The organism is Acidithiobacillus ferridurans (assembly GCF_003966655.1).
Classification (GTDB): Bacteria; Pseudomonadota; Gammaproteobacteria; order Acidithiobacillales; family Acidithiobacillaceae; genus Acidithiobacillus; species Acidithiobacillus ferridurans.
The window spans coordinates 2,628,454-2,653,347 of record NZ_AP018795.1; the positions used below are offsets into that span (position 1 = coordinate 2,628,454).

28 protein-coding genes are annotated in these 24,894 nt (G+C 55.1%); 8 read left to right on the forward strand and 20 right to left on the reverse strand.

Features of this window, described 5'->3' with window-relative positions; translation table 11 throughout:
* Positions 1 to 278 precede the first annotated feature (278 nt).
* From wrbA to AFERRID_RS13590, 5 genes are all read left to right on the forward strand, one after another.
* Positions 279 to 881, forward strand: coding sequence for an NAD(P)H:quinone oxidoreductase (gene wrbA / locus AFERRID_RS13570; RefSeq protein WP_064219855.1), 603 nt, complete (start codon positions 279 to 281; stop codon positions 879 to 881).
* Positions 882 to 982: 101 nt separating this feature from the next.
* Positions 983 to 1,198, forward strand: a complete 216-nt coding sequence (locus AFERRID_RS16285; protein ID WP_197722447.1) for a pirin-like C-terminal cupin domain-containing protein — start codon at positions 983 to 985, stop codon at positions 1,196 to 1,198.
* A 207-nt stretch (positions 1,199 to 1,405) separates the two neighbouring features.
* Positions 1,406 to 1,831, forward strand: a complete 426-nt coding sequence (locus AFERRID_RS13580; protein WP_197722448.1) for a DoxX family protein — start codon at positions 1,406 to 1,408, stop codon at positions 1,829 to 1,831.
* A 33-nt stretch (positions 1,832 to 1,864) separates the two neighbouring features.
* Positions 1,865 to 2,242: a DsrE family protein gene (locus AFERRID_RS13585; protein WP_126605485.1), complete on the forward strand. Its 378-nt coding sequence runs from the start codon at positions 1,865 to 1,867 to the stop codon at positions 2,240 to 2,242.
* Between the two features lie 237 nt (positions 2,243 to 2,479).
* Entirely contained in the window at positions 2,480 to 2,674 is a 195-nt protein-coding gene (locus AFERRID_RS13590; RefSeq protein WP_226832933.1) for an SOS response-associated peptidase family protein, read from the forward strand.
* A gap of 45 nt (positions 2,675 to 2,719) precedes the next feature.
* On the opposite strand, the gene AFERRID_RS13595 is transcribed toward AFERRID_RS13590, so the two are convergent.
* The 16 genes from AFERRID_RS13595 to AFERRID_RS13665 form a co-directional block, all read right to left on the reverse strand.
* A complete protein-coding gene (locus AFERRID_RS13595) occupies positions 2,720 to 4,246 on the reverse strand; it encodes an MDR family MFS transporter (protein WP_226832934.1) in 1,527 nt (508 codons plus the stop codon).
* A 10-nt stretch (positions 4,247 to 4,256) separates the two neighbouring features.
* Positions 4,257 to 4,685 carry a universal stress protein gene (locus AFERRID_RS13600; RefSeq protein ID WP_126605487.1) on the reverse strand — a complete coding sequence of 143 codons (429 nt, stop codon included), beginning with the start codon at positions 4,683 to 4,685 and terminating at the stop codon, positions 4,257 to 4,259.
* Between the two features lie 258 nt (positions 4,686 to 4,943).
* Positions 4,944 to 5,690, reverse strand: coding sequence for an SDR family oxidoreductase (locus tag AFERRID_RS13605; RefSeq protein ID WP_126605488.1), 747 nt, complete (start codon positions 5,688 to 5,690; stop codon positions 4,944 to 4,946).
* Entirely contained in the window at positions 5,687 to 6,730 is a 1,044-nt protein-coding gene (locus tag AFERRID_RS13610) for an aldo/keto reductase (RefSeq protein ID WP_126605489.1), read from the reverse strand. Before AFERRID_RS13610 ends, AFERRID_RS13605 begins: the two co-directional genes overlap by 4 nt.
* A gap of 8 nt (positions 6,731 to 6,738) precedes the next feature.
* Positions 6,739 to 7,077, reverse strand: coding sequence for a carboxymuconolactone decarboxylase family protein (locus tag AFERRID_RS13615; protein WP_126605490.1), 339 nt, complete (start codon positions 7,075 to 7,077; stop codon positions 6,739 to 6,741).
* A gap of 144 nt (positions 7,078 to 7,221) precedes the next feature.
* Complete coding sequence (locus AFERRID_RS13620) at positions 7,222 to 7,425, reverse strand: hypothetical protein (protein WP_126605491.1); 204 nt, start codon at positions 7,423 to 7,425, stop codon at positions 7,222 to 7,224.
* Positions 7,422 to 8,222: an ExeA family protein gene (locus AFERRID_RS13625; protein ID WP_126605492.1), complete on the reverse strand. Its 801-nt coding sequence runs from the start codon at positions 8,220 to 8,222 to the stop codon at positions 7,422 to 7,424. The genes AFERRID_RS13620 and AFERRID_RS13625 overlap by 4 nt, the downstream gene beginning before the upstream one ends.
* Positions 8,219 to 9,541 carry a DDE-type integrase/transposase/recombinase gene (locus tag AFERRID_RS13630; protein ID WP_126605493.1) on the reverse strand — a complete coding sequence of 441 codons (1,323 nt, stop codon included), beginning with the start codon at positions 9,539 to 9,541 and terminating at the stop codon, positions 8,219 to 8,221. Before AFERRID_RS13630 ends, AFERRID_RS13625 begins: the two co-directional genes overlap by 4 nt.
* Before the next feature lie 133 nt (positions 9,542 to 9,674).
* The gene (locus AFERRID_RS13635) at positions 9,675 to 10,226 is read right to left on the reverse strand and encodes a DUF6431 domain-containing protein (RefSeq protein ID WP_126605494.1); all 552 of its coding nucleotides are present in this window, start codon (positions 10,224 to 10,226) and stop codon (positions 9,675 to 9,677) included.
* Positions 10,227 to 11,447: 1,221 nt separating this feature from the next.
* Positions 11,448 to 12,296, reverse strand: coding sequence for an S-formylglutathione hydrolase (gene fghA / locus AFERRID_RS13640; protein ID WP_126605495.1), 849 nt, complete (start codon positions 12,294 to 12,296; stop codon positions 11,448 to 11,450).
* An 8-nt stretch (positions 12,297 to 12,304) separates the two neighbouring features.
* Entirely contained in the window at positions 12,305 to 13,414 is a 1,110-nt protein-coding gene (locus AFERRID_RS13645; protein ID WP_126605496.1) for an S-(hydroxymethyl)glutathione dehydrogenase/class III alcohol dehydrogenase, read from the reverse strand.
* Positions 13,415 to 13,447: 33 nt separating this feature from the next.
* Positions 13,448 to 14,284: a formate dehydrogenase accessory sulfurtransferase FdhD gene (gene fdhD / locus AFERRID_RS13650; protein WP_126605497.1), complete on the reverse strand. Its 837-nt coding sequence runs from the start codon at positions 14,282 to 14,284 to the stop codon at positions 13,448 to 13,450.
* Positions 14,254 to 14,532 (reverse strand): hypothetical protein, encoded by a 279-nt coding sequence (locus AFERRID_RS13655; RefSeq protein ID WP_232027599.1) that lies wholly within the window; start codon positions 14,530 to 14,532, stop codon positions 14,254 to 14,256. The genes fdhD and AFERRID_RS13655 overlap by 31 nt, the downstream gene beginning before the upstream one ends.
* Positions 14,525 to 16,789 (reverse strand): FdhF/YdeP family oxidoreductase, encoded by a 2,265-nt coding sequence (locus tag AFERRID_RS13660; protein ID WP_126605498.1) that lies wholly within the window; start codon positions 16,787 to 16,789, stop codon positions 14,525 to 14,527. The genes AFERRID_RS13655 and AFERRID_RS13660 overlap by 8 nt, the downstream gene beginning before the upstream one ends.
* A gap of 85 nt (positions 16,790 to 16,874) precedes the next feature.
* Positions 16,875 to 17,252, reverse strand: coding sequence for an NAD-binding protein (locus tag AFERRID_RS15790; RefSeq protein ID WP_331251194.1), 378 nt, complete (start codon positions 17,250 to 17,252; stop codon positions 16,875 to 16,877).
* Positions 17,174 to 17,761, reverse strand: a complete 588-nt coding sequence (locus AFERRID_RS13665; protein ID WP_232027601.1) for an NAD(P)-dependent oxidoreductase — start codon at positions 17,759 to 17,761, stop codon at positions 17,174 to 17,176. Before AFERRID_RS13665 ends, AFERRID_RS15790 begins: the two co-directional genes overlap by 79 nt.
* A gap of 165 nt (positions 17,762 to 17,926) precedes the next feature.
* Between AFERRID_RS13665 and nfsA the strand changes: the two genes are divergently transcribed.
* Entirely contained in the window at positions 17,927 to 18,664 is a 738-nt protein-coding gene (gene nfsA, locus AFERRID_RS13670) for an oxygen-insensitive NADPH nitroreductase (protein WP_126605499.1), read from the forward strand.
* Between the two features lie 613 nt (positions 18,665 to 19,277).
* Here the strand turns inward: nfsA and AFERRID_RS13675 are convergent.
* The 4 genes from AFERRID_RS13675 to AFERRID_RS13690 form a co-directional block, all read right to left on the reverse strand.
* On the reverse strand, positions 19,278 to 19,703 hold the full coding sequence (locus AFERRID_RS13675) for a universal stress protein (RefSeq protein ID WP_126605500.1): 426 nt from the start codon (positions 19,701 to 19,703) through the stop codon (positions 19,278 to 19,280).
* Positions 19,704 to 19,717: 14 nt separating this feature from the next.
* Positions 19,718 to 21,271: a DHA2 family efflux MFS transporter permease subunit gene (locus AFERRID_RS13680; protein WP_126605501.1), complete on the reverse strand. Its 1,554-nt coding sequence runs from the start codon at positions 21,269 to 21,271 to the stop codon at positions 19,718 to 19,720.
* Complete coding sequence (locus AFERRID_RS13685; RefSeq protein ID WP_126605502.1) at positions 21,268 to 21,711, reverse strand: MarR family winged helix-turn-helix transcriptional regulator; 444 nt, start codon at positions 21,709 to 21,711, stop codon at positions 21,268 to 21,270. Before AFERRID_RS13685 ends, AFERRID_RS13680 begins: the two co-directional genes overlap by 4 nt.
* Positions 21,712 to 21,930: 219 nt before the next feature.
* Complete coding sequence (locus tag AFERRID_RS13690; RefSeq protein WP_197722449.1) at positions 21,931 to 22,746, reverse strand: IS701 family transposase; 816 nt, start codon at positions 22,744 to 22,746, stop codon at positions 21,931 to 21,933.
* Between the two features lie 1,029 nt (positions 22,747 to 23,775).
* On the opposite strand from AFERRID_RS13690, the gene AFERRID_RS15210 reads away from it, so the two are divergent.
* A complete protein-coding gene (locus AFERRID_RS15210; RefSeq protein WP_172959381.1) occupies positions 23,776 to 23,946 on the forward strand; it encodes a hypothetical protein in 171 nt (56 codons plus the stop codon).
* Positions 23,939 to 24,463 (forward strand): hypothetical protein, encoded by a 525-nt coding sequence (locus AFERRID_RS13700; protein WP_126605504.1) that lies wholly within the window; start codon positions 23,939 to 23,941, stop codon positions 24,461 to 24,463. The genes AFERRID_RS15210 and AFERRID_RS13700 overlap by 8 nt, the downstream gene beginning before the upstream one ends.
* Positions 24,464 to 24,894 lie beyond the last annotated feature (431 nt).

The window sequence follows — 24,894 nt, forward strand, 5'->3', positions numbered from 1 at the left end:
GGTCCGGAAACCCCACGTCAGCGCTGCATAGGGGAATCAGAATGGTGGCTTGTTGATTCATCCCAGCAGGCTGTTGCAGCCACCGGTCGTCTATTTGTCCTGTCCAAGCATCCCAAATCTATCCAGTTCCAAGCTGAAGCAGGAAGCTAATCCCTGCTCCTTAGGCCATGTTCCCTCTATCTCGAAATGCTCATTTAGTTACCTTGAGGTACCTACTTTACAAGATATACTGAATGTCTCTACTCTTGGAGGACGTTGGCCAACATGAGGAGACCTTCATGAGCAAAATACTGGTGCTATATCACAGCCTTTGGGGGCATATCGAAACCATGGCCGGTTCTATAGCCGAAGGCGCACGGGATGTCTCCGGCGTGACAGTGGATATTAAGCGGGTGCCGGAAGGCTTGCCAGCAGAGACATTGGCTGCTGTTCACGCCAAAACCGACCAAGTCGCACAGGAGGCGCACCCCGATGATCTCGCAGATTATGATGCGGTCATTTTCGGCACCCCTACACGCTTCGGTAACATGAGCGGGCAAATGCGTAATTTTCTCGACCGTACCGGCAATCTCTGGCAGGAAGGTAAACTGGTCGGCAAGATTGGCAGCGTTTTTGCCAGTACGGCCACGCAGCATGGTGGTCAGGAAACTACCATCACTTCTTTCCACACTTTCCTATTCCATCAGGGGATGATCGTGGTTGGTGTCCCCTACAGTTGCCAGGAACTGATGAACATGAGCGAGATCAGCGGAGGTACACCCTACGGTGCCACGACACTATCCAAAGGAGATGGCAGCCGTCAACCCAGTGCAAACGAACTGGCCATCGCCCGTTTTCAGGGGCGTCATGTGGCCGAAATTACTCAAAAGCTGAATGGATAACCCATGGAGAACATCGGCTTGCCATCGGAATCCGTCCGTCGCGCGAGGACGATTGAGCGTATTGTGGCTGGACAGGCCACCTGCTGATTGCGGGTCGGCCGTTGCATGAGCCATTTGTCCAGCATGGACCATTTGTCATGAATACTCGGGAGGAAATGGCTCCTCGTCAGATCGAGTGGGTAGATCCAGTCCCCATGGGACCAGGTAAGGGATGCATGGGACGCTGTATGGACATCGTGAATCGCCGCCGACACTCACCTTGTAGACCAAAACATACCGTTGTTAAACAAGTGGTTCCGCGCCAATGCCTTACCTAGAAGTTCCGGTCACGTGAACGCGGGCAGCAGTCGACCAGAGATTGGCGCGGCCCCAAAATCGGGTCTGCGGTCTTCAACTTACCCACTCAAAACAGCGGAGAACCGAGGAAATATACCAGGCTTTTGAAGATATGAAGGAAGGCAGGTTAGTCTAGTACGCATCATTTCCACTTATTTACAAGCTCCAATATGCCTAGGAGAATAGCAGTGAATACGTTCGGTTCAGATAAAATAAAAGACGAAGTAATTATGACAGCCAGATTCCTACTCGTTTTGCTGTTTCTCATTTTTGGGTTGGATAAGTTGACAAACTACTCAGGGACAGTTGCTTATATGCAGCAAGTGGGAGCTCCGATGCCGACAATTTCTACGTTAGTTGCCATTTTCATGGAGTTTTTTGTTTCATGGGCAATAGCGTTAGGGGCATTCACCAGGCCGTTAGCTGTATTGTTAGCTGTTTATACCCTAGGAACAGCGTTGATAGGCCATCATTACTGGACCATGACAGGCATGGACCGTTTTGAGGCTGAAATCAATTTTTACAAAAATATAAGCATTATAGGCGGATGCTTTCTATTGTACGTCACCGGGGCAGGAAAGTACTCATTAGATGCTAAATTTGGGTTGTATTAGAGAGCTTTTATCTGAAATATAGGAGATTACCAAATGCCTGAAGCACAAGTTGCAGATCTTGTTATAGTCCTTATCGCCGGACCTGAGAATCCCAAGCGATTGCCATCGGCTTTTTTCCTTGCCGCTACAGCAGCGGCCGCGGAGCAGAATGTGATTATGTACTTCACCGGCCCGGCTACAGAGTTGCTGGGCAAGGGCAAAGCTGAGTCCATCTTTCCGATGCCAGGCGGGAAGAGCGTAGCGGATTTCATGAAGTTGGCTGAAGATAACGGTGTGCGCATTATCGGCTGCTTGCAATCTCTGGAGCTCAATGGCATGACGGCCGATGATCTGAGCAAGCCCATTCCGCTTCTCACCCCCAGTGCAGCGTTACCTTCTTTAGTCGCGGCTGGCCGCGTTCTTACTTGGTGAACCGAAGCGCCCAATTTTTAGGCTCCTCGACATTTTGAGTGGGTAAAACAGCATGGCCACCCTGTAGGTTGGGTTGCCTGCTGAGGGAGAGGATGGACCAGGGGGCCAGCCGACTCGCGCAGTGATTGCTGTGTCGCTAACGATGGTCTGGGATGTGGTCGCCGATATGGCCAGTTACCGTCTATATTTGAAGCCTGCGAAAGAAACCAGTTCTTCTGTCTTGTTGAGGACATCAGCATGGATCTCGGCCTGGAGTTGGTGCCCATGCGCTGGGGCTTTTTACCCGGCTGGAGTACCCGTACCCACATCCGGCCGATCAATGCGCGGGCCGAGACAGTGGCCACCAACCGCTGTTTCGGGAAGCTTTTAGCGCCAGACGGGCACTGGTACCAGCGGACTGGTATTTTGAGTGGCCCTTTTGTCGATGAGTGACCTCCATCACCGATGCTGCTTTTGTTGCCATCTGGCCGAAAACGCCTATGGCCTCTCCGCCGGGCGCATACCTATCACGATGAGTAGGATGGCAACGAAACTCAGCAGGAGAAATGCGAAAGCGTCCTGGATACCAAGCATGGCGGCCTGACGCCCCTGCTCTCTGCCAACGATTTGCCAAGCCAGGGGCCCCCTTGTCAACCCTCCAGCCCGCAGATAGCTTTGCAAAGCTGAGTGAAACAGGTTTATGTGGCCACCCATCTGATTCCAGGCCACCTGCGCCTGCTCCGTAAGAATCGTGGAGACAACGGCAATTCCCACCGATCCTCCCAGGTTGCGCATGAGGTTGAAGATTCCGGAACCAGCCGGCGTATGGGCCTTGCTAAGGGTGGTAAACGCCAGGGTGAAAAGTGGGATGGAGACCAAACCCATGCCCAAACCACGCAAAACCCCAGGCCAGACAATCCAGGCTGGGCTGATCTTCAGGTTGTAACGCAAGCTCAACCAGGTTCCCAGGACACCCAAACTCACACCGGCGATGATCATGAGTCGCGGACTCGCCCCTCGATTTAATAGACGCCCGGCAAGCCACATGGAAATCCAGGAACCGATGCCTTGAGGCGCCATTACCAGGCCGGCTGTTTGAGGTTCATAGCCCATATAGCTTTGCAGATAGATAGGCAAAACTACCATTGTGCCATAGAGAGCCAAACCAAAAAGGCCTATCCCCAGACTCCCCAGAGTCAATGACCGATCAGCCAGCAGACGCAGATCGACTACGGGATCACGCACGCTGAGGCTACGGACCACAAAAAGAAAGAAAGCCAAACTTGCGACCACAGCAGTTGCGACGATGAAACGGGAGCTAAACCAATCGTCCTGATCTCCCAGACTCAAAATTAGCTGCAGCCCACCCAAGCCCAAGGTCATCCAGAAAAGCCCCAAGAAATCGAGATGCCGAGGATGATCACTGCGGCCAAAATCCGGCACATAAAAAAACAACATCAGCAGGGCGATGACGCCAATCGGTAAGTTCACATAAAAGCACCAGCGCCAAGACAGATCTTCCGTCAGGTAACCACCCAAAACCGGGCCGATAATGGGGCCGAGCATGGTGCCCATACCCAATGTGGCCATAGCGATGCCTCGCTTTTCCCGGGGATAGCTTTGCACTAATATCGCCTGACCAACCGGAACAAGAGAGGCGCCAAAGACACCCTGCAAAAACCGCCAAAGGACGATTTCCGGAAGACTATGGGACTGGCCACTCAGTGCCGAACAGAGCAGAAAACCAGCGATACTCCAAAGAATGAGATGGCGTTGACCAAAACGTTCCACCAGCAGCCCGGTCAGCGGGGTTACTATGACCATCGCCAGCATATAGGTGGTCAATGCCCAGGTGATCTGATTGCTGTTGGCATGCAGGGAGCCTTCCATATGAGGAAGGGCCACATTGACGATGGTGATGTCCAGCACATTCAGGATAATGGCTGTCATCACCGCTATCGTGATGGCAAGCAGATGGGGTGTTGGCAAATTCTCCGCGCCTATCGGGTCGGCGTCGGTCGACATCTCCATACGCTCAGTTGCGTGCGATGAAAACTGAACAAGGAGCTGATTGGCAGATGGCGAGGGCGACGCTCCCCATCAGGAACTTTGTAATGCCTCGACGACCATGGCTACCCAGGATGATAAGATCAGCTTGCTGCCGCGCGATCTCGGCCAAAAGAATGTCGCTGATATGTTTGCCACCTACATCGGTCTCCAGCAGGTGTGTCTCAATGGTGACCTCTACCTCTGCCGCCCGCTGCACCAGTTTATCCAGCAAGGATTGGCCTTCCTGCCACAGAAACCGGATGGACTCTGGCGTTGCGTAATAGGCGCCGTAGATATCAACCACAGTGATGACCTGCAGGACCAGTTCATACTCCCGCGCAAGGCTGAACGCACTGGCGACGGCGGCCTCTGAAGCCTCACTGCCATCAGTGGCCAGTAATATCTTCTTGAACATGCAAACCTCATTTTTGGACAACCAAACGCTCTCGCTTTACCTTCACAAAGCATAGCATACACGACACGGAAGTTGGTTGACGGCAGTCATCGCCATGAGGCGATAGATTTGGCCTATCGGTGTTTGGCTGACTTGCGCCGCAGTGCCGTTCAGGGGGCTGCGGTACTGACCATGATCAACATCTGCTTGTCCGGTCTAACTTATGACCCCAACGACCGATGCTCATGCCCCCCTGATGTTTCAAAACTGCAGGGAACCCTAAAACTCCTGACGCGTCGGACGGAACAGGATTTCATTGACGTCCACATCGTCTGGCTGACTTATCGCGTAGCTCACCGCATGGGCAAAGGCGGATGCCGGAATGGCTACTTCGTAGACCTTGTGGACGGCCTCGGCAACATCGGGCTCAGTGATGCTGTCCGGCAATTCCGTAGCCACCGCGCCAGGAGAAATGATGGTCGTGCGAATGTTGTAGGATTTTACCTCCTGGCGCAGGCCCTCGGACAGGGCGCGGACCGCATGTTTGGTCGCCGCATAGACTGCCCCGCCCGCCCGAACTTTGTGGCCCGCCACCGATGCCACATTGATAATGTGCCCAGACTTTTGCTGCTGCATGTACGGAAGGGCCGCGGCGATACCATAGAGGACGCCCTTAATATTCACGTCGATCATCCGATCCCAGTCCTCCACTTTCAGTCGATCCAGGGGGGAACTGGGCATGAGGCCAGCGTTGTTGATCATGACGTCTATCCGGCCAAAGGTCTTCACCGCACTGTCCACGAGCCGCTGCACCTGTGCCCTTTCGGTCACGTCGGTGACCATCGCCAGTGCCCGCTGACCTTGCTGCTGCAGATGATCGGCCAAGGATTCAATCCGTTCTCTGCGACGAGCGCCCAAAACCACGATGGCGCCAAGTTCAGCGAGGTGGCGGGCAGTAGCCTCGCCCAGCCCGCTGCTAGCGCCCGTGATGACCACGACCTTACCTTCGATAGGATGACTCGTCATCCGATACCTCCTTGGGGATGTGTGAATACTACATTTCGCGGGATTCGCCCGGTCACCGGATACTGGGGATCCGTAAACCCTGGAGTCGAAGGGTGCCCAGGCGCAACCCACTGGTCGACCAGCGCCTCGTCCTCAGCATCAAAAGCCTCCTCGAGAGCGGCCAAGTAGTCCAACCATTGTTCCAGCGTACGGGGACCAACGATCACCGAATCAATCAGGGCGTTATGCAGCACCCAATTGAGGGCGAAATGCCCGACCGTGCTCCCTTTCTGAACCGCATGTACCTGGATCCGCTGGGCCAACTGCAAGGATTCGGGACGGAGTTCGGTCTGTTGGATACGCCGGTCTTGACGAGCCGCACGACTGCCCTCAGGCAATTCCGACAGGTTGAGATATTTCCCGGTGAGTACCCCTCGGGCGAGGGGGCTATAGGGTACAACGCCAACGCCATAGAACTGGCAGGCAGGGATCAATTCATTCTCTGCCATCCGGTTCATGGCGTTATACAGAGGTTGGGAGGCCGCCGGACGATCGATGCCGAGCGCGTCCGCCAGGTGCGCGACTTGCGCGAGTCGCCAAGCGCGAAAGTTGGAAACCCCATAGTACCGGATCTTTCCTTGATGCAGCAGATCCGCCAGGGTGCGCATAGTCTCTTCCAGGGTCGTGCTTTCGTCATCGTGATGCAGGTAATAGAGATCGATGTAGTCCGTGCCGAGGCGCTGAAGACTTTCCTCTACGGCTTTCAGAATATATTTGCGGGATAGATCAGCGCCGGTTGGACTGTCGATCCCAGATGGGTAACCCACCTTGCTGGCGACCACCCACCGATCCCGTTCTCCACGAATGGCACGCCCAATGATCCGCTCGGATTCCCCCTGACTATAGGCATCGGCGGTGTCCAGGAAATTGATCCCGACCTCGCGGGCATGCGCCATGATGTCGCGGGAGACCGTTTCGGAGCTGATTCCGCCAAACATCATGGCCCCCAGGCACAAGGGAGAAACCTTCAGGCCGCTGCGCCCCAATCGACGATATTCCATGTTTCCTCCTATAGTGCCACTATGCCCGCCGCTACCAGCTCTTGAATCTGGTTGATTGCCGACACGGCGCTGGGCCATCCGGCGTAAAAAGCGAGGTGCGTGATGGCTTCGATGAGTTCCTCCGACGTCACGCCATTCTCCAGGGCGCGAGGGAAATGAAAGGCCATTTGCTCCGTCTTTCCCAGAGCGACCAACGCTGCACAGGTGATAAGACTGCGGTCCCGTTTGGACAAGGATGGTCGCTCCCAGATATCGCCGAAAAGCACGGTGTCGGTGATTTCAGCGAGCTTTGGTGCAAGATTGCCGAGGGATTGGCGACCGTTTTGCGGGGATTCTTTCGGTGACATGTGTTACGTCCCGCAATAAATTAGGTGCTTTATCCCAAGCTGTTTGAGGTCGAAACGACGGGGTTATCCCACGGTCTTTCGGCAAGAACACGCACTCGGAGAAGCGCGGGACAGCGATGGCTGTCCCGCGCGGGATGGCTATCGTCAGAAGGGCTCTTTCTGCGCTTGAGGGGGACAGTGCCGGGAGTGGCTTATTTGTCGCCCATAACGGCTTTCCATCAGGCTGGACAATGCCGTGACGAACTGACTCAGGGCCGCCGCCGCTTCATCGGAGAGATCCGGCGGGAACAGCAGCGACCAGTCTTCCATCAGCGCCTCTGCCTCATCCATTTCGTCATGGGCTTTCATCGCAACGCCTCGATAGCCGCTTGCAGCAGATCATCGGGCAGATGGTTGAGTCCCTTGGGGACGGCCAGACGCAGAGCGGTATGGAGGATGTTGCCGGCCTGCCGGGGGAATCCCTTGGATGCCTGGCGGAGAAGTTCCAGTCCGGAGTCGGATAACAACGTGTGCTGGCATCCGGCGGATTTCAGGGCGTGCAGGACGAGGGCGGTAAAGCGTTCCCGTTCAAGGACCGGTGCCAGGCGGATGCGCACCTGGATTCGGCTGGCCAGGGCGGCATAGGGCACCCGGTCCAGGGTCTGGGCCAGATGCGGATGGCCCGCCAGCCAGACGGTGAGCATGCTCCGGGAATCGAAGGCGAAGTTCAGGAAGGCCGGGAAGTCCCGGAAGAATTCGAGCGGCAGGTTCTGCGCCTCGTCGATGACCCAGACGGGGAGGACCTGCTTGTGGTCCATCAGGTCATGGATATGCTCCTTGATGTCCTTCCAAAGTTGGGCCCGACGGTAACTGGGTTCGACCCCCAGACTCCGGGCCAGCCCGCGGTAGATGTCGATCCGTCCGAAGTCCGTATCCGCCTGGTAGATCACCAGATAACGGTGCGGATTCAGCGACGCGGTGAGGCTGCGCAAGGCCGTGGTCTTGCCCACCCCGGGCTCGCCGGTCAACAGGCCCACGCCAGGAGACTGTAGAAGCCATTGGAAGCGTTCCCGCAAAGGCGCCAGGGCACCATCATCCCAGAGCTCCGCCGTATCCTTGTCCAGAGGCAGGCGGGTAAAGCCGAAGTGCTGGAGGACCTGGCTCATTGCTCATCCTCCCCGTAATACTTCTTATGGGCGATTTCCACGAGGCTGGTCGAATCGGCAGGCTCTTCCACGGCCGTATCGGCTGCACCCGGCTGATGGCGCTTGCGGTGGGCATTGGCTTCCCGGTCCAGGGGCGTGGCCCGGCCCAGATCTTCTCCTGCGGCGCTTTCTACAGACACCACCCGGCCGGCATGGGCGTCGACCACGAGGGTGACGGTCTTGCCTACCAGCGCATAGGGGACTTCGAAGAACTGCCCCAGATAAGAGACGGTCCCATCCTTGCGCACTTTACGGGGCTCGCGGTGATAAAACAGCGCATCCAGGTGGGCCGCCTGGATGCCGAGGCTGCGAATCCGGGGCAGGTCCTGCTGGTAGCGGAGCAAGGGCGTCAGGCCCTCCAGACCCCCATGGGGCCGCTGGTGGTAAACCTGCTCCAGCCAGGCCCACAGCCGCGCATTGAGATCGTCCAGATCGCGGATCCGGCGCGTGTCCAGTTCGGTCAGAAACTGATCGCGGAAGGTCCGGTGCCAGCGCTCGATCTTCCCTTTGGATTCTGGGGTATAAGGGCGACAGTAGATCAGTGATATCCCCAACCGGGCACAAATCCCTTGCAGGGAGCCCGAGCGATAGGCGGCCCCGTTATCCACGACCAGCTTATAGGGCGCCCCGCGTTTCAACAGGGCCTGCTTGAGTACTCCTTCGATATCCAGCGCCGTCTCGCCCAGGCAGAAAGCGCTGTGGGTGATGAGCCGCGAGGCATCATCCATCAGGGAGACCAAATACACTTTGCGCGGCTTTCCGTGGAGGGATATCTGCGGGCCATGCATCACGTCGCCATACCAGATGGCGCCGGCACAGTCCGCGACGAAGCTGCGCTTCTCCTCAGGCTCGCTGGCCGCACCCGCCGGTCGGGAGAGCCCATGACGCTGTAACAGACGATGGATGGCCGAACGGGAAACCGTGCCCTGGGACACCTGCCCCGTAGACTCCAGGGCCTGCAGGATCTGGAGCAGGGAGCGGCGGGGATTCTCCCGCTTCAGCCGGAGAATGGCCTCCTGAATCTCGGCTGCCAGTTTGGATTGCCCCTGATCCCGGCGTGGACGGGGAGACAGCCCGTCGATACTGTCTTTACGCCAGGCATAGTACCAGCCAGCAATGGTTTTATGGCTCAGACGAGTACGCCTTGAACCGGGAATGGCGTACTCCCGCCCGGCCAGCTCCCATAGGGTCTTCTGAAACTCTCCGCGTTGCAGGGGCCGACTGATCAGCGGGCCCAGTACGGACAGGCGGAACAGGGCGATGGGGTCGATCTGGGTCATGATGGGCATTCCTTGCAAAAAAAAGGGACCCCCATGCCACCAGAATGGGCTCTGTAATGGCAGTGACTAAAGTGTGTGGGGTCGGTTTTTTATGGGGAAGGCGCTCGTTTCGCGGAGATCCGCTGCATCCATATCATGGGACGCTGACGGCATGATGGTCGAGCCAGGTCATGATGGCGGAAAGGGACCGTTGCCGGAGCGCTGACACCCAGAAATCGGGCCAGCCCACCGCCCGGCCCCAATCGGGAAAAGCACTGCGCAGGCGAAATTCAAATTCTGCACCGCCACCCTGCAACCATCGCCACCAGCGGCGGCAGGTGCTGCGGCATGGCGGCGAGGTATCCAACAGGGCCGGGAGACTGCTGATCGCATAGAGGGAAAGGCCCGTCCACAACAGCATCAAGACCGTCTGCTGCAATGCCCAACCGTACCAGCGCCGCGGCGCGATGCAGGAAGGCAAGCGGGAACAGGTGTGCCCACAGTTGCGGCAAAAGAAACGGGAGATCGGAACGGGATTCTCCTGCCCGGAAGTCGTCCGATCGGCCTTGCGGGTGTAATGGCCATGCAGCCAGGGATGGCCAAGGCCACAGTGCGGGCATTGGGTGGGGCGATAGCGTTCAGAATCTCGGGCCAGGGTGTCGCAGTGATGCTTAAGGGTGGGGATACCTGCTACGATACGATGCAAGGGCGGACCTCCTATGGGTTTGGTTGTCGTGAAAGTCTGGTTCACTTCCCACGATAACAAAGGAGATTCCGCCCTTTCTACATCCTCTGCATCCCACCCTCTACAAGAAGCCGTTCTCCAAATCCCTCCGAATGACCGTGGGATAAAGCGGCACACTCCTACTCAAATAACGAAAGACGTAACAACATGGCGCACTCCTTCTGTTGAAATCTCCATACTATGCCTGAAATGCAAATGGGATAAGATAGGATAATCGATATATGGTGATGAGATAAATTCAACGATGACCAGTCTGAACGATCTCTTGGCTTTCGTCGTTGTTGGGTAAGGGCCAATTTGTAGGATCCGGCATCGATCATGGTCGACCTCGTCATTGATCTGAGGGTCAAGATGCAGGACACCCAGAGAGGGGTAGGCGCCACCTAATCATGAGTGCCAGCGCTGACAAGCCAGGGTGTGAGCAAGACCCTCCGGCGTCGATATCGTACACGCAATTCGGCACGTAGCGCATCGCGTTCCTGCTACAGAACTGAAGGATCGAGCCGTTCACCAGGGTGCGTCCTTTCGCTTGTTGGGGATCTCTGGGAGCGGTTTGATCCATGTCCAAGCGGTGAACCGTGGAGCACGCCAGATGTGCTTACTGGACGAAATGCTCGATCTGGGGTGAAAATATACCAAAGGAATCGGTAGTCATGCAGCGTTTACCGCCATCTGATCCACCATTACTTCCAGAATCTCCACCATGGCTTGCTGATATTTTTAGTGCCTTCAGAAAACGGGTTTTTAACCACATAACTGCGCATAGGTGTCCTAAAGAGGCGCGTTATGGCTTTTGAACCGCACTCAGGACAGGCTAAAAACGTATCCGTATCATCACCATCGAGTAGAAGAGTTTTCTTCCACGTGCATGCAAGACCTAACTCAACATAGCTTTGAAGGATGGGATTTTTGATATGGGTTCCTTATGATTAAATGCGACAATTTGTATCATTTTGTCTGGTAAGTTTCTACTCGCCCAATAGAAATGGAATTATGCGCGGGATCGTTCTGCAGATAACGAATCGTCTCTACCGCGTCCATCTGCGCAAATGTGTGCTTGATCTGATTTAGAACTTCCGTGTTCCAAACATAGAACGCGCGGAATAAAAAGTCCAGCTGCTTATAACGGCAAAGGGCAGGCCTAGCTTATGCCTTAGTGCCCCGCCGCATCAAGCACAGGCGCTAACTCCGCAATATTTGCGCATGAAAAGCCAGATGGTCGCTGATAAAACTGGCAATGAAAAAATAGCTGTGGTCATAGCCTTCGTGCCAGCGTAGCCTCAGGCGATCATCTCTGAGCGCACCTAACCATTCGGTTTTGAGTTCCTTTTCGAGAAAAGGATCGTCCCGCCCCTGATCAATCAGGATAGGGGTATGGTTGGTCCCGGCACTGTCCTGAAGAAGTTCCAGTCCATCATACCAGCGCCACTGATTTTGGTTTGGCCCGAGGTAATGGCTGAAGGCTTTTTGACCCCATGGTGTCTGGCTGGGGGCAGAAACTGGAGCAAAAGCCGAGATGGATTGATACTGTTCGGGATGGTGCAAACCGCAGACCAGGGCCCCATGCCCGCCCATGGAATGCCCGCAGATGCCCTGACGCTGGCTGCTCATGGGAAAGTGTTGGGAGATGAGAGCCGACAACTCTGACGTCACATAATGGTGCATTTGATAATGCTTGGCCCAGGGCGCCTCGGTGGCGTCCAGGTAAAAACCGGCGCCGCTTCCAAAATCCCAGTCTTTATCCTCTCCAGGAATACGGGTGTTGCGAGGGCTGGTGTCCGGTGCAACCAAGATCAACCCAAGTTCTGCTGCGTAGCGCTGGGCGCCAGCCTTGGTCATGAAGGTTTCGTCGGTACAGGTCAGGCCTGCCAGAAAGGTGACAACCGGTAGTTTATCGCCGCTCTGGTGCGGTGGGATAAACACTGAAAAACGCATGGGAGCCTGACAACTGGCCGAGACATGCTGATAACGTTGCGCAACACCGCCGAAGCAGGCGTGCGACTCCAGAAGTTCTAATTCAGTATCGATCATGGGCGCGCTCAGAATGTCAGCACACTACGAATGGATTTGCCTTCGTGCATCAAATCAAAGGCGGTATTGATTTCCTCCAGGGGCAGCGTGTGGGTAATCATTTCATCAATATGGATTTTACCTTCCATATACCAGTCGACAATTTTTGGGACATCGGTGCGGCCCCGCGCGCCGCCAAAGGCCGAACCACGCCAGTTGCGGCCGGTGACGAGCTGGAAGGGCCGGGTGCTGATTTCTTGGCCAGCGCCCGCCACGCCGATGATGATGCTGGTGCCCCAGCCTTTATGACAGCATTCCAGAGCCTGACGCATCAGCGTGGTATTGCCGATGCATTCGAAACTATAATCGGCCCCGCCCTTGGTCAGACTTACCAGATAGGGCACCAGGTCGCCCTCCAGTTCTTTGGGATTCACAAAATGGGTCATCCCGAATTGTTCGGCGAGTGCCCGCTTGCCGGGGTTGATATCAACACCAATGATCATATCCGCGCCCGCCATTCGGGCGCCCTGGACCACATTCAGCCCGATACCGCCAAGACCAAAAACGACGACCTTGTCGCCGGGCCGGACTTTGGCCGTGTAAATAACGGCACCGATGCCGGTGGTCACACCACAGCCGATATAGCAGACTTTGTCGAAGGGCGCGTCTTCACGGATTTTGGCGAGGGCGATTTCCGGGAGTACGGTATACTGAGCGAAGGTGCTGGTGCCCATGTAGTGGTAGAGAGGCTTGCCCTGGGCCGAGAACCGGCTGGTCCCATCGGGCATGAGGCCACGCCCTTGAGTTTCGCGGATAGCCTGGCAGAGATTGGTTTTGCCGTTGAGACAATATTCACATTCCCGGCATTCCGGCGTGTAGAGTGGAATGACGTGGTCACCGGGCTTGAGTGAGCGGACGCCCGGTCCGACTTCTACCACCACACCGGCACCTTCGTGACCCAGCACCGTGGGAAACAGGCCCTCGGGATCCATGCCGGAGAGTGTATAGGCATCAGTGTGGCAAACGCCGGTAGCCTTGATTTCAACCAGCACCTCGCCCGCGCGGGGTCCGTCGAGCTGAACGGTTTCGATAACGAGGGGCTGGTTGGCACCATAAGCAACAGCAGCACGAACATCCATGGACACTTCTCCGGTCGTAGTGAAAAAGGGAAATCAGAAATGAACAGGCACCGGCTCGACGCAGTCGCGGACCCGCTCAGCATGTGCATACACGGTCATGCGCCCGTCCCGGGCGTAACCGATCAACGTGAGGCCGTGACTTTCTGCGAGCTGAATGGCGAAGCTGCTCACTCCCGAAATAGCAGCTACCACCGGGATGCCAAAGCCTAAAGCCTTGAGCGCGATTTCGAAGCTGAGCCGCGAGGAAACCCCGAGTACAGTTGCGTCACCCAGGGTTAATCCCTGTTGGATGGCCGCGCCGATACTTTTATCGACAGCATTATGGCGTCCGATGTCCTCGCGGACCAAAACACCCCGATGTGTCTCAAGAATGGCAGCATGGGCGGTGCCCGTACTGCGGTTCAAAGCTTGTTGTTGCTGCATCCGAGCTAGCAGGTCATGGATGGACTCTGCATCGGTCAACGCTGCGCGTTGCAGTGGTGCGAAGGGCACCAGCCCCGCAAAGCAGGGGGTTCCGCAAAGTCCGCAGGCACTACCGCCTATCACACAGCGGCGTTTCGATTCGACGCGCTGTGCCGCGGGCGGACTGAGTTGCAGGTAAATCGCCCAGCCTTCGCTGACACGTACCGATTCCCAAGCGATGATCTCGTCGAGTGACTGTAAAAGCCCTTCACTCCACAAAAAGCCTCGAAAGAAATCGTCGAGATGATCGGGAGTGACCATCATCACGGCATAAGGCTGGCCGTTGATTACGATGGAGACAGCAGCCTCTTCGAGCACAGCTTCCTCATGCGCAACCGGCGCACAGTGATGGGTGAGTACAGTCGCCGGGGACCAGCCTAAACCATCGCGTCCAGCATCTGTGCGCATAATGCTTGTCCTTTTTCGGTAAGAGTAATGACCGGACGACCGCGTTGTTCCTCTTGTGCGACGTAACCCATACCGCCCCAGCATTCGTCATGACCCAGCAAAAGGAGTAAACGCTCCAGCTGGCTTCGTCGCAGATCGAGTTGTTTGCCGATCCTGGCGAGGGAGAGTGCTTTCTCGGAACAGAGCGCCTGCATCAGGGCGATGACCAGATCCTCGGTACCGCGCTCCGTGGATATTTCTTCAGCCACTCTGAGCTACCGCCGCAAAAGTGACCCGGATGGACTTGGAAGTTGGGGTGTTGGCGCGGTCTGCATGGCTGGACAGGGGTACCAGCACGTTCAGTTCTGGGTAGTAACCTGCCACACAACCTTTGGGGATGTCATAGGGTATTAGCACAAAATTTCTGGCGATTCGCTCACCATCAATCCAGTGAGAGGTGATATCCACAAGACTATCTGCCTGCAGGCCCAGTTCAGCAATGTCATCGGAGTGCATAAAGCAGACATTACGCGCTCCAGACACTCCGCGATAACGATCCTCGAAACCATAAATGGTCGTATTGTACTGATCATGGCTGCGGATCGTCATCAAGTTGAAAATCCGGGCGGAGGTCTCGGGTTTAAAACGATCCTGGGTGATGGCACTGAGTTTCTGGGCGATAAAGTTGGCTTTGCCCGATGCGGTGATCCAGCGCCGTGAACGGGGCGGCAAATCTAGGTGGAACCCACGCGGTTTATGGACTCGGACATTGAAATCCTCGAAACCGGCTACCACACGGGAAATACGGTCGCGAATACGGTCATAGTCTTCTACCAATTCCCGCCAGGGCGTTTTGCTCTCAGGCAGGGTTGCCTCGGCGAGTTCGGCGATGATCGCACATTCGGATTTTAGCGCCGACGAGGCCGGGGCGCGCATCCCTTGAGAAATATGCACCATGCTCATGGAATCCTCGACGGTAACGCCCTGAGGATGACCATTCTGGACATCTAATTCGGTGCGACCCAGGCAGGGCAGGATCAGCGCATCTTTACCGTGCACAATATGGGAGCGATTGAGCTTGGTGGTAACGTGGACGGTCAGCGCGCATTGACTCAGTGCCGCGTGGACCCGGGTCGTATCGGGTGTGGCATTGGCAAAATTGCCCCCCATGCCGAAAAACACCTTAGCTTGTCCTGCTTCCAGAGCCGCGATACTTCCGATTACATCATAACCATGGGCACGAGGTGGCTCAAAATCGAACTCCTGCGCCAGTCGATCCAGAAAATCTGTTGCCGGTTGCTCCCAGATGCCCATAGTGCGGTCACCCTGTACGTTACTATGGCCCCGAATCGGACAGGCGCCTGCGCCATCCTTGCCAATGTTGCCTTTGAGTAACAGCACGTTGACCAGCATCTGAATGGTCGCTACGGCATGTTTGTGCTGGGTAATACCCATTCCCCAGGTGATGATGCTGGCCTTGCCGGTATCGTAGATTTTGCCGATTTCCATAAACTGCGCATGACTGAGACCACTTTCTGTCTCGATTTCTGCCCAGGGCGTTGCTAGCGCGATAGTCTTGAGTGTTTCAAAGCCCTGCGTATGGGTGTCGATAAAGTCCTGATCCAGCGTCCCCTGCTCTAGTACATAGCGGGCGATACCCAACGCAATGGCGTAATCACCCCCGATACGCGGCTGGTAGTACTGGGTCGCAATTTCTGTGCCGTGATTGGTCAGCATCTCTCCGGCATCCTGTGGATTCACAAAGCGTTGCAGGCCCCGTTCGCGCAGGGGGTTGAACACCAAAATCCGACAGCCGCGTTTTGCTGCATCGCGGAGGGTACCGAGCATGCGTGGATGATTCGTGCCGGGATTATGCCCAAAGAGCAGGAGCGTATCGGTGTAATCAAAGTCCTCCAGGGTTACCGTACCTTTACCGATGCCGATGGATTCCGGCATGCCTAAGCTAGTTGGCTCGTGGCACATGTTGGAGCAATCCGGCATGTTGTTGGTGCCGAACTCGCGGGCGAAAAGCTGGTATAGAAAGGCGGCTTCGTTGGAAGTGCGTCCGGAAGTATAAAATATGGCCTCATCTGGAGATTTCAGGGCCTGCAGATGGGCAGCGATCTTTGTGAAGGCTGAAGCCCAGGAAATAGGGACGTAATGATCGCCGGTCGCATCATAAATCATGGGTTCGGTGAGGCGGCCAAGCTCCTCCAGATAATAATCACTCTGACCAGCCAGCCAGCTTACCGTGTGTTGGGCAAAAAACTCAGCCGTGACGCGCTTTCTGGTCGCCTCGGCGGCGACGGCTTTTACCCCGTTTTCGCAAAACTCAAAGGTCGAGTGGGCATCCGGATCGGGCCAGGCACAGCCTGGGCAGTCGAAACCTTCTGCCTGGTTGGATTTGAGTAATAATGCCGTACCTTCGGTCAAGATGCCTTGATGTTGCAGGCTTTGCATGGAGGCGCGAAGCGCTCCCCAACCTCCTGCTGGTTGTTTGTAAGGATGGAATTTCAGTTCGGACATGCGCCGCACCTCATTGTACATACCAGACAGTCGGTTCTTCGTAGGATAGCAGTGGCTCGGTAATGGCTCAAGACAAGGTTGCCCGTTACGACTTGGGCAACAGGCCCGCATCCTCGGCAGCAAGTCCGCCGACTGCAGACCAGTCCCGGATTTCGCCTCCCCGAGCTGCCAACCTAATGAAGCGATCGCGCAAGATACTTGCGAAAGGTAGGGACACCTCCAACGCCTCGGCAGCAGCCAATACCAGGCGGATATCTTTCTGACCCAAGGGTGCTGCAAACCCCGGCGGCGTGAATTTGCGGTCAGCGATTAGGGCACCATAATTCTTGTAGAGCGGGATGTTAAAGAGGCTGGAAGTTAATAATTCCAGATAGGCGTGGCGATTTATGCCCCCTTTTCCACCAGTGCCATGGCTTCGCCGAGTGATTCGATTACCGAAGCGATGAGAAAATTGCCGCTCAATTTCACAAGATTAGCCTTTTCCGGCTCGGCTGCCACAATAAACGTTCGCTGTCCTACCGCGTCCAGCAATATTTGGAGGCGATCAATGAGTTCCTTTCTCCCAGCCACGGCCAGAAATAGTTTGCCTGCGGCGGCGGCGTCCGGTCGCCCGAAGACCGGTGCAGAGATATATTCCTGTCCGGCTGCCGCATGCGCCTCCGCCAATTGCGCAGACAAAGCCACGCTGATCGTGCTGCTGGATATATGCACCGCACCCGGCCGTAAACATTGGAGTAACCTGCCCTCACCCCAAACTACCGATTCTACCGCTTGATCTTCTGCCAGCATGGTGAATACCACATCGCTATCGGCAAAATCCGCAAGAGACCGCGCGGCCTGTGCACCTTGAGCGACCAGGGGCTGCATTCTTTCGGGGGAACGATTGAAGACGGTGAGTTCCTGTCCGGTGGCTAACAGCCTCGCTGCCATACCTGAACCCATTTGTCCCAATCCTACAAATCCGACTTTCATTTTGATCTCCAGGCGGCTAGAATTACATACCGATCAGTTGGTATTAAGCTTAGTCAGGATCCGAGGCTCCGTCAAGAAAGAGGGCCTACATGGCCGACTCTATGCTTGGGGTGCCGGCCGATCAAGATCAAGGTGCTGTATGCATCCCTTTTTCTGGAGTTCATAATGAACGAAACCTTTGCACTATTAAAAAACCATCGATCGATCCGACAGTTCACCGATCAACCCATCGAAGTAGCACTGGTACAAGACATCGTGCGTTGCGGCCAACACGCGGCCAGTTCCAGCAATGTCCAGGCTTGTACCGTACTTCAGATCACGGATGCTGATTTGCGCAGCCAAATTGCCCATTGGGCTGGAGATCAGGACTATGTACGTAGCGCAGGAGCTTTTCTGGTTTTTTGTGCGGACCTACATCGCTCCTCCGGCATTTGTCATCGAGCCGGAACAGAATTTGTCGCTGGCATGACAGAGCACTTCATTATAGCCACTGTCGATGTCGCACTGTTTGCACAAAACTGTGTCATTGCGGCAGAGTCCCTGGGACTCGGGACCTGTTACATCGGTGCGGTACGCAACCATCCTCAGGAAATTAGCACGTTGCTGGAACTGCCTGATCAAGTTTATCCGGTATTCGGGTTGTGCTTGGGTTATCCAAAGCAACACCCCAACTTAAAACCACGCCTTCCTCTCTCGGTCGTTCTCAAGGAAAATCGATATAATGAAACTGCCGACCCAGGGGATATTGCACACTACGATGCGCGGATGAATGAGTACTATCTACACCGGAGTTTTACGCGCAAAGACAGTCATTGGACGCAGGAAGTGGCAGGGTTGTTGGGTCGAGAAGCTCGACCCCATATGCGGGCTTTCCTACAACAGCGCGGCATGAATAGTCGCTGATTCAGATCCAGATATTACCTTAGCTCAAAGCTTCTAGCCATACAAATGCAGTATCTGGGTTATTTTCACTAGCATCTCCAGTTATCTGCCAATTTTCTGGCACTGCTGCGTTACATTCTATCAGAAGATGGCCATTGCCGTTTTTGTAATGGTTTTAGTGAGTCCTTGTTACTCAACGCAGGAATGAGCCGAGAGAACCTTTAGGCCCCATTGCAAGACCCGCGCAATGGGCCGCTCGAAAGTCGCGAAAACATTTTCCTGAACTATGTAATTCGTGCCGTTCGTCATCCCCATGCCGTTGCTGACCCCGAAATAAGTACACTCCGGCAACCTGGATGGACAGAACAGGACATCTTTGATGCGGTGGCCCCCACGGAGCTTTGCACACAGATGTGGATATACTCTTCGAAATATTCCGGATTACACTGTTGGTCGCGGTAAAGACAGTAGTTACCCACCGGCCCCGCACAGATCCGTACGTGCGGAATTAGCTCATACGGCTCATCCCTCAAACAAACGGCCCCACGGACTTTTACCTTGGAAAGGAAAAATCTGCATTAGCCTGAACAGCACCAACCCGCAAGGGTGGGTTGCTTAGAGGCTGACATTCCAACTATTTCGCCACGAGAATACTACAAGGTAACTCCCGCAAAAGCGCTTTAGCGACGGATCCCTGCAGCCAGTGCCCCAGCGAAAACTGTGGAATATGTCCGATCACCAGCAGGTCCGTTTTTATCTGTCGCGCGTAATAGGCGATCGCTTCGGCAGGTTGGCCCTCTACGGCTTCGGTCATGACCTTCAGCCCCTCTGCCCGAAGAGACTCTGAGACTGCCGCCAGCTGCGCACGGATCGCTTCACCCTCCCTGCTCAGCATGTCTTCCGCGCCCGCAGCCTGACCAATAGCCATCCCCCCAGAGTTGACAATCACGCCGAACAGGTGCAGTTCTGACTGCATCAGGCGGGCAAGATCTGTTGCTTGTTGTAATGCGATATTGCTGGAAGCGCTACCATCAAAAGCCACCATAATTTTCTGGAACATGGGTATCTCCTTTGCTATTCCATTGTCAGTTCTGGCATTGATCTTGTCACATCCCGCTTGGGTGAACGAATAATCAGCAAAAGCGGAAAAATGGCGAGGGTCATCACCAGCATTAACCAAAAATCGTCAATATAGGCGATCATGCTAGCTTGACGGGTGATTTCAGTATTCAGCAAAAGTTGTCCCAGAGCGGAATGCGGATCATAGGTGCTCGCCACGGCCGGATTTTGATAAGCGGGATTTCTGCCATCAATGTGGGCGGTCAGAGCTACATGGGCGATTTGGGTATTCCGCGTCAACAGCGTTTCTACCAGAGAAATGCCGAGACTACTCCCGACATTGCGCACCAGGCTGTAAATGGCGGTACCATTGGCTCGCATTTCCGGACTAAGGGTAGCGAAGGTCGCTGTACTCAAGGGCACAAATACCAGCCCGAGGCCCAAACCCTGCCAGACACCCGGCCAGATCACGTTACTTTCACTAATCACCAGACTGTAATTCTGCATCTGCCATAATGAAATGGCCGTGATTCCAAAACCGATAGCTAGCAACGCGCGTAAATCCACTTTTCCGACCAATCTGCCGACAATAAGCATGGCCAACATGGTGCCGAGCCCGCTCGGGGCGGTTACCCAGCCGGCTGCTTCGGCGGTATAGCCCATCAAATCCTGTAACATAGTTGGAATCAAGGCGCGGGATGCAAAGAGGACCAGCCCAACAATAAAGATAAACAGCAATCCTGTGACATAATTCCGATTGAGAATCAGTCGGTAGTCGAAAAAGGACTGCTCCGATGGCGTCCGCCAGGTATGCCAAATAAAATACAGGGCGGCAAAGCCGGCGAGATAAGCCTCTACCCAAATCTCTACCGAACTAAACCAGTTCAGATGCTGGCCACGGTCAAGCATCAACTGCAGCGCGCCGATGGCCAAGCTCAAACTGACAAAACCCGCCATATCAAAGCGCATGCGCCGCCCTGGTTTATCAGCTGGGAAAGATTTCCAGATACCCCAAAGGGCTAGCATGCCCACCGGCACATTAATAAAAAACACCCAGCGCCAGCCTATGCTGTCGGTCAGCCAGCCACCCAGAGTGGGGCCGACGATGGGGCCGACCATCACTCCCATGCCCCAGAGCGCCATGGCAGAGCCTTGCTTTTCGCGGGGATTGATGTCAAGCAGTGTGGTTTGCGACAAGGGCACCAGTGCCGCACCAAATGCCCCTTGAAACACCCGGGCAATGACAGTCTCCGCCAGGGAGGTCGAAATGCCGCACCACATGGAGGCCAGCGTAAAACCGGCTACCGAGGCCAGGAAAATATTGCGCCGTCCGAAGCGGTCCACCAGCCAGCCGGTCAAGGGCGTCGCAATGGCGGTGGCCACAATGTAAGAAGTCAGCACCCAACCAATCTGATTGAGCGAAACCGACAGGCTGCCCTGCATGTGCGGCAGAGCCACGTTAGCAATGGTGCTGTCCAGCGTTTGCATGATGGTCGCCAGCATAATGGCGAGAGTGATGAGCGGGCGGTTCAGACCCGGAGAATCAACTCCGGCTGTTGCAATACTCATCGTGGTGATTCTTCCAGAACCTGCTGCAGATGCTGAAGGAGCGTGGTTGCTTGGCGTAATGCTTCCTCATCCAGGTTTTGGAGTTTTTCGTGACGAAAATCAATGGCGATGCGTCGCACTTCGGCGTAAACACCATGACCCTGCTCCGTAAGAACCACCCGGCGGATTCGGCGATCTGCCGAGTCCATCTCACGGCGCACTAATCCTGCACGCTGCAGACGATCGAGCATCGCGACAACGGTGGGTTGTTCGACAGAGAGGCAATGGGCGAGCTCGGTCTGTGTCAGAGGCTCTTTAGCACGGGCCAGAAAAGCGATGCTCATCCAACTCGCCTGACTCAAGCCGAGACTTTTGAGCCGTCGGTCCAGGGCGTGTCGCCAGGACCGAGCAGTATCGTGCAGCGCCAGAGCAAATTTTTCCTGCAATGCATCGTTCCGCATCAGCGTTCCTTGCCAAATAGAATTTAGTTAGCCTTATTATACTTAGCCGTCTATGTACATGCAAGAAAAAACGCACTCAGCCAATTGTCGCGATCTTTTAGCGAGTTAGGCAGCTGATTTTTCCCGGCATGGGGTAAAAACTGAAGTTTCACCGCATTTCATATTTCCCTGAGCGCCGACCCTCAAGCCACCATACGCATGAGCGCTTGTGTGAATGATTTATGGAGGGGTTGGCAATAATCTGGCCAAAACCCCAGAATAAGGATCGGAGAGTGCTTCGTCCGCGATGAGCCTGCGGACATCGGAGAAGGCGAAACTGGTGCGGCCTTTGACTTTATGGCGGCGCTCTGGGTCTGGGGTCATACGGTCCGCATAAATCCAGGTCAGGGTGGTGGCCATCAGGCAGAACTGGAGATGATTGGTGACCGCATCGGCGGTACGGGTCTGGCTGCGAGCGCTGCCGATATCTTGTTTGATTTCCTTGAAACCGGCTTCGATTTTCCAGCGGGCACCATAGTATTCGATGATCTCAGTCACCGAGAGGGTCAGGTCCGTAGTGAAGAAGGCCACCCACTGGGTTTTGCGAAAAACCCAGACGACTCGTACGGGGCACCGCAGATTTTTAAGCATGAAAATCTGATCGTAGGCGCGTACCTCACGCTGCTTGCCATAGAGTAGCACAGTATAGGTCCGCGCCTGATCGCAGAACGGTGCGGCCAGATCACCTACCGAATCGCAGCGGTGTCCGTATTTGCGGGGCCGCCCCTGGGTCGTTTGGCTCGGAGCCTCCGGCCGCGCGTACAGGGCTGTATTGCTGCGCAAACGGGAGAGCAGATGCACGGGTTGTCCGCTGTGCTGCAGTGGCCCCCACAGGCCATTATTGCCGAACCAGGAATCACAGGAACTCATGGATGAGGTAAAGGGCACGATGACCGCCAGCAAGGTAAAGATGAACCAGTGCGCCCTCTCCCGACCGAGCCTGGCTTTTGAAAAAGCGGATTGAAAAGGGATAAGCAAATCGCGTAGCATGGACATTGAACAGGGCCTCTTCCGTTTTATAATCAGCGAGTTGATAGGCCTGATTATATCACAAAAAGCGCTTCTGTTCACTTCTAACAGATTGTTTGTTATCGAATAATTATAAAAAATCTGGTTTTCAAATGGCGCGTTAATTGACTTAGTTAATCTATATATAACACAATTATATGTCGGCAATTTTGGTTAAAAAGAAAAATAATGCGCTGAAAAAGCGTGAAACTTCAGGTAAAAAAACTTGATGCTGATTTGTAGCTAATGGATTCGGCAGGATTGCGAATGACCGCTTCCAGTCTTGAACTGCCGTTCAAGCTGGCCCCGACTCCCCGCGATTTTACCACCGATCATGCGGCATGGAGTAGTCCGATTCAACGATGGCACCAAGTCTTCGGTGTGTGCATCCTTCTTCAAGGCATTGCGGTCGTCAGGCATCCTCCTTCCCTCTGGGCTCCACATAAATCAGATTCTGGATCAACGACCCTTCATAGCCAAAATACCACAACTTTCCTTGGCTTCTCACCTCTTCTGCGGATGCGTTGCTCGATGTGCCCCGAGATCTCTCCCCCAGCGTCAAGCTTTTGCAGCACGGCATCACGGTTGCCGTCTTTGCGATAGAGCCAACCGATGGGCGTTTTCGGGTGCCCCCCAAGCCAGATCCCCACCGCATCCCGATCATAGGGATTGCCGGTATCCCGAGCAATCCGAACCTGGTTATCCGAAGGGATACCGGACAGACCAGAGGCTTCAGGGAACTCCTGATTAAACGCAAGATTTGATAGTCGTCGCATGGTTACAAGCTGTAGTGGTTTGCTGTACTGGTCACCGTAGTGTTCGCCCTGGTCCCGTTGCAGTCCAATATTGCTTGTCGGCGTACTGCCATTTGTAGAGCGGTGATGAAAGTACCTTGGAACATTGAGTAGTCCTCTATATCAGAAACCGTTTGGGTATAGATCGAAGGATTGGGAGATAAATACGGGGGATCACCCGCGCCTGATCTATACCGGACAAGAACCCAGAAAGGGAGTGGTGATGAACTACAAAGAAATCGAAGCGCCCGACGAACTGCTTTGCGGGGCGGCGTTTATCGAGGACGGGGCACCGGACCTGCTTATCGCTGCAGCCTGGGCTATAAATGGCTATCGCCACCCGGTTGACCATTTGCAGAATGCAGAGCCAGAGGAAGATATTGAAGATGAGTGATGCAACTCTCAACACAATCCCGCAAGACTTGGGGAAAGAGCTTGAAATGTTGGCCGACCTGCTTCCAGTGCAAGCTCCATTGCCCTACGAAAAGGCGAGGCTCTTGGTGTTATCTTGGACGCGCCTCGGCGAGGACGCTCTAGGCTGGGCTGGGGCGAATCTGGTTATCAAGATAGATCCCGACCCATACGAATCCCGAGGCCGGGCATACGATTCCACGCCTGCGCAACCGGTGAACAGATCGGTTGCGCTTTGGCAGCCATTCACACCGAAGCGCTGGCGTGCGCATGGAACAGAGGTGAGCCTGTTCGACCTGGCTGTCTATTTGAAGCTGAAGCTGGGGACGTGGGGCACCACTCCAATAGCCCGTCGGCGGCATGTTACTAAAGATCGGCTGAATGGCCTTGGACTTGGATGTCAGATTCATCCCGCGCACTCAACTGCCTCGATATTCCTGTGCGGTGATCGATCGCTGCTGGAGATCGTCGAAACGGATCTGGCGGACCAGATCAAATAAGACTTCTGGCAGGGCATAGAGCGAAGCCTGGCCGAAAGGCTGGGATTAGGCTTGCCGTCCGACGCATTGCCCCTCACCAAGGTTTCGGTGCGGCTGACGCGCGGCCAATACTTGGCACGGCTGTCTGTGGACGTCCGCAATGCTGAGGACCTGAACAACTTGGATGACAATCGGTTGCGCCAATGTGTCGGTCCCACTCCGCAGCCTGTTGCGGCCCACCGGCGACATGATTGAAATACCAAAGTAATGGGGGTATGCCATTCCGATCGTTCGATCTTGCCAATCGTGCTGGGCTTGTGAAATACTATCAGAAAGGCTTCGGGCAGGAGCCTGCCACCCGTCATAGCAAAGCTGTTGACAGCACTGTCGGAAAACTCCCTCTCTTCCTATGCATGCCATGTTCAGGTTCGAGAAGCGGCAGACGGGTGACG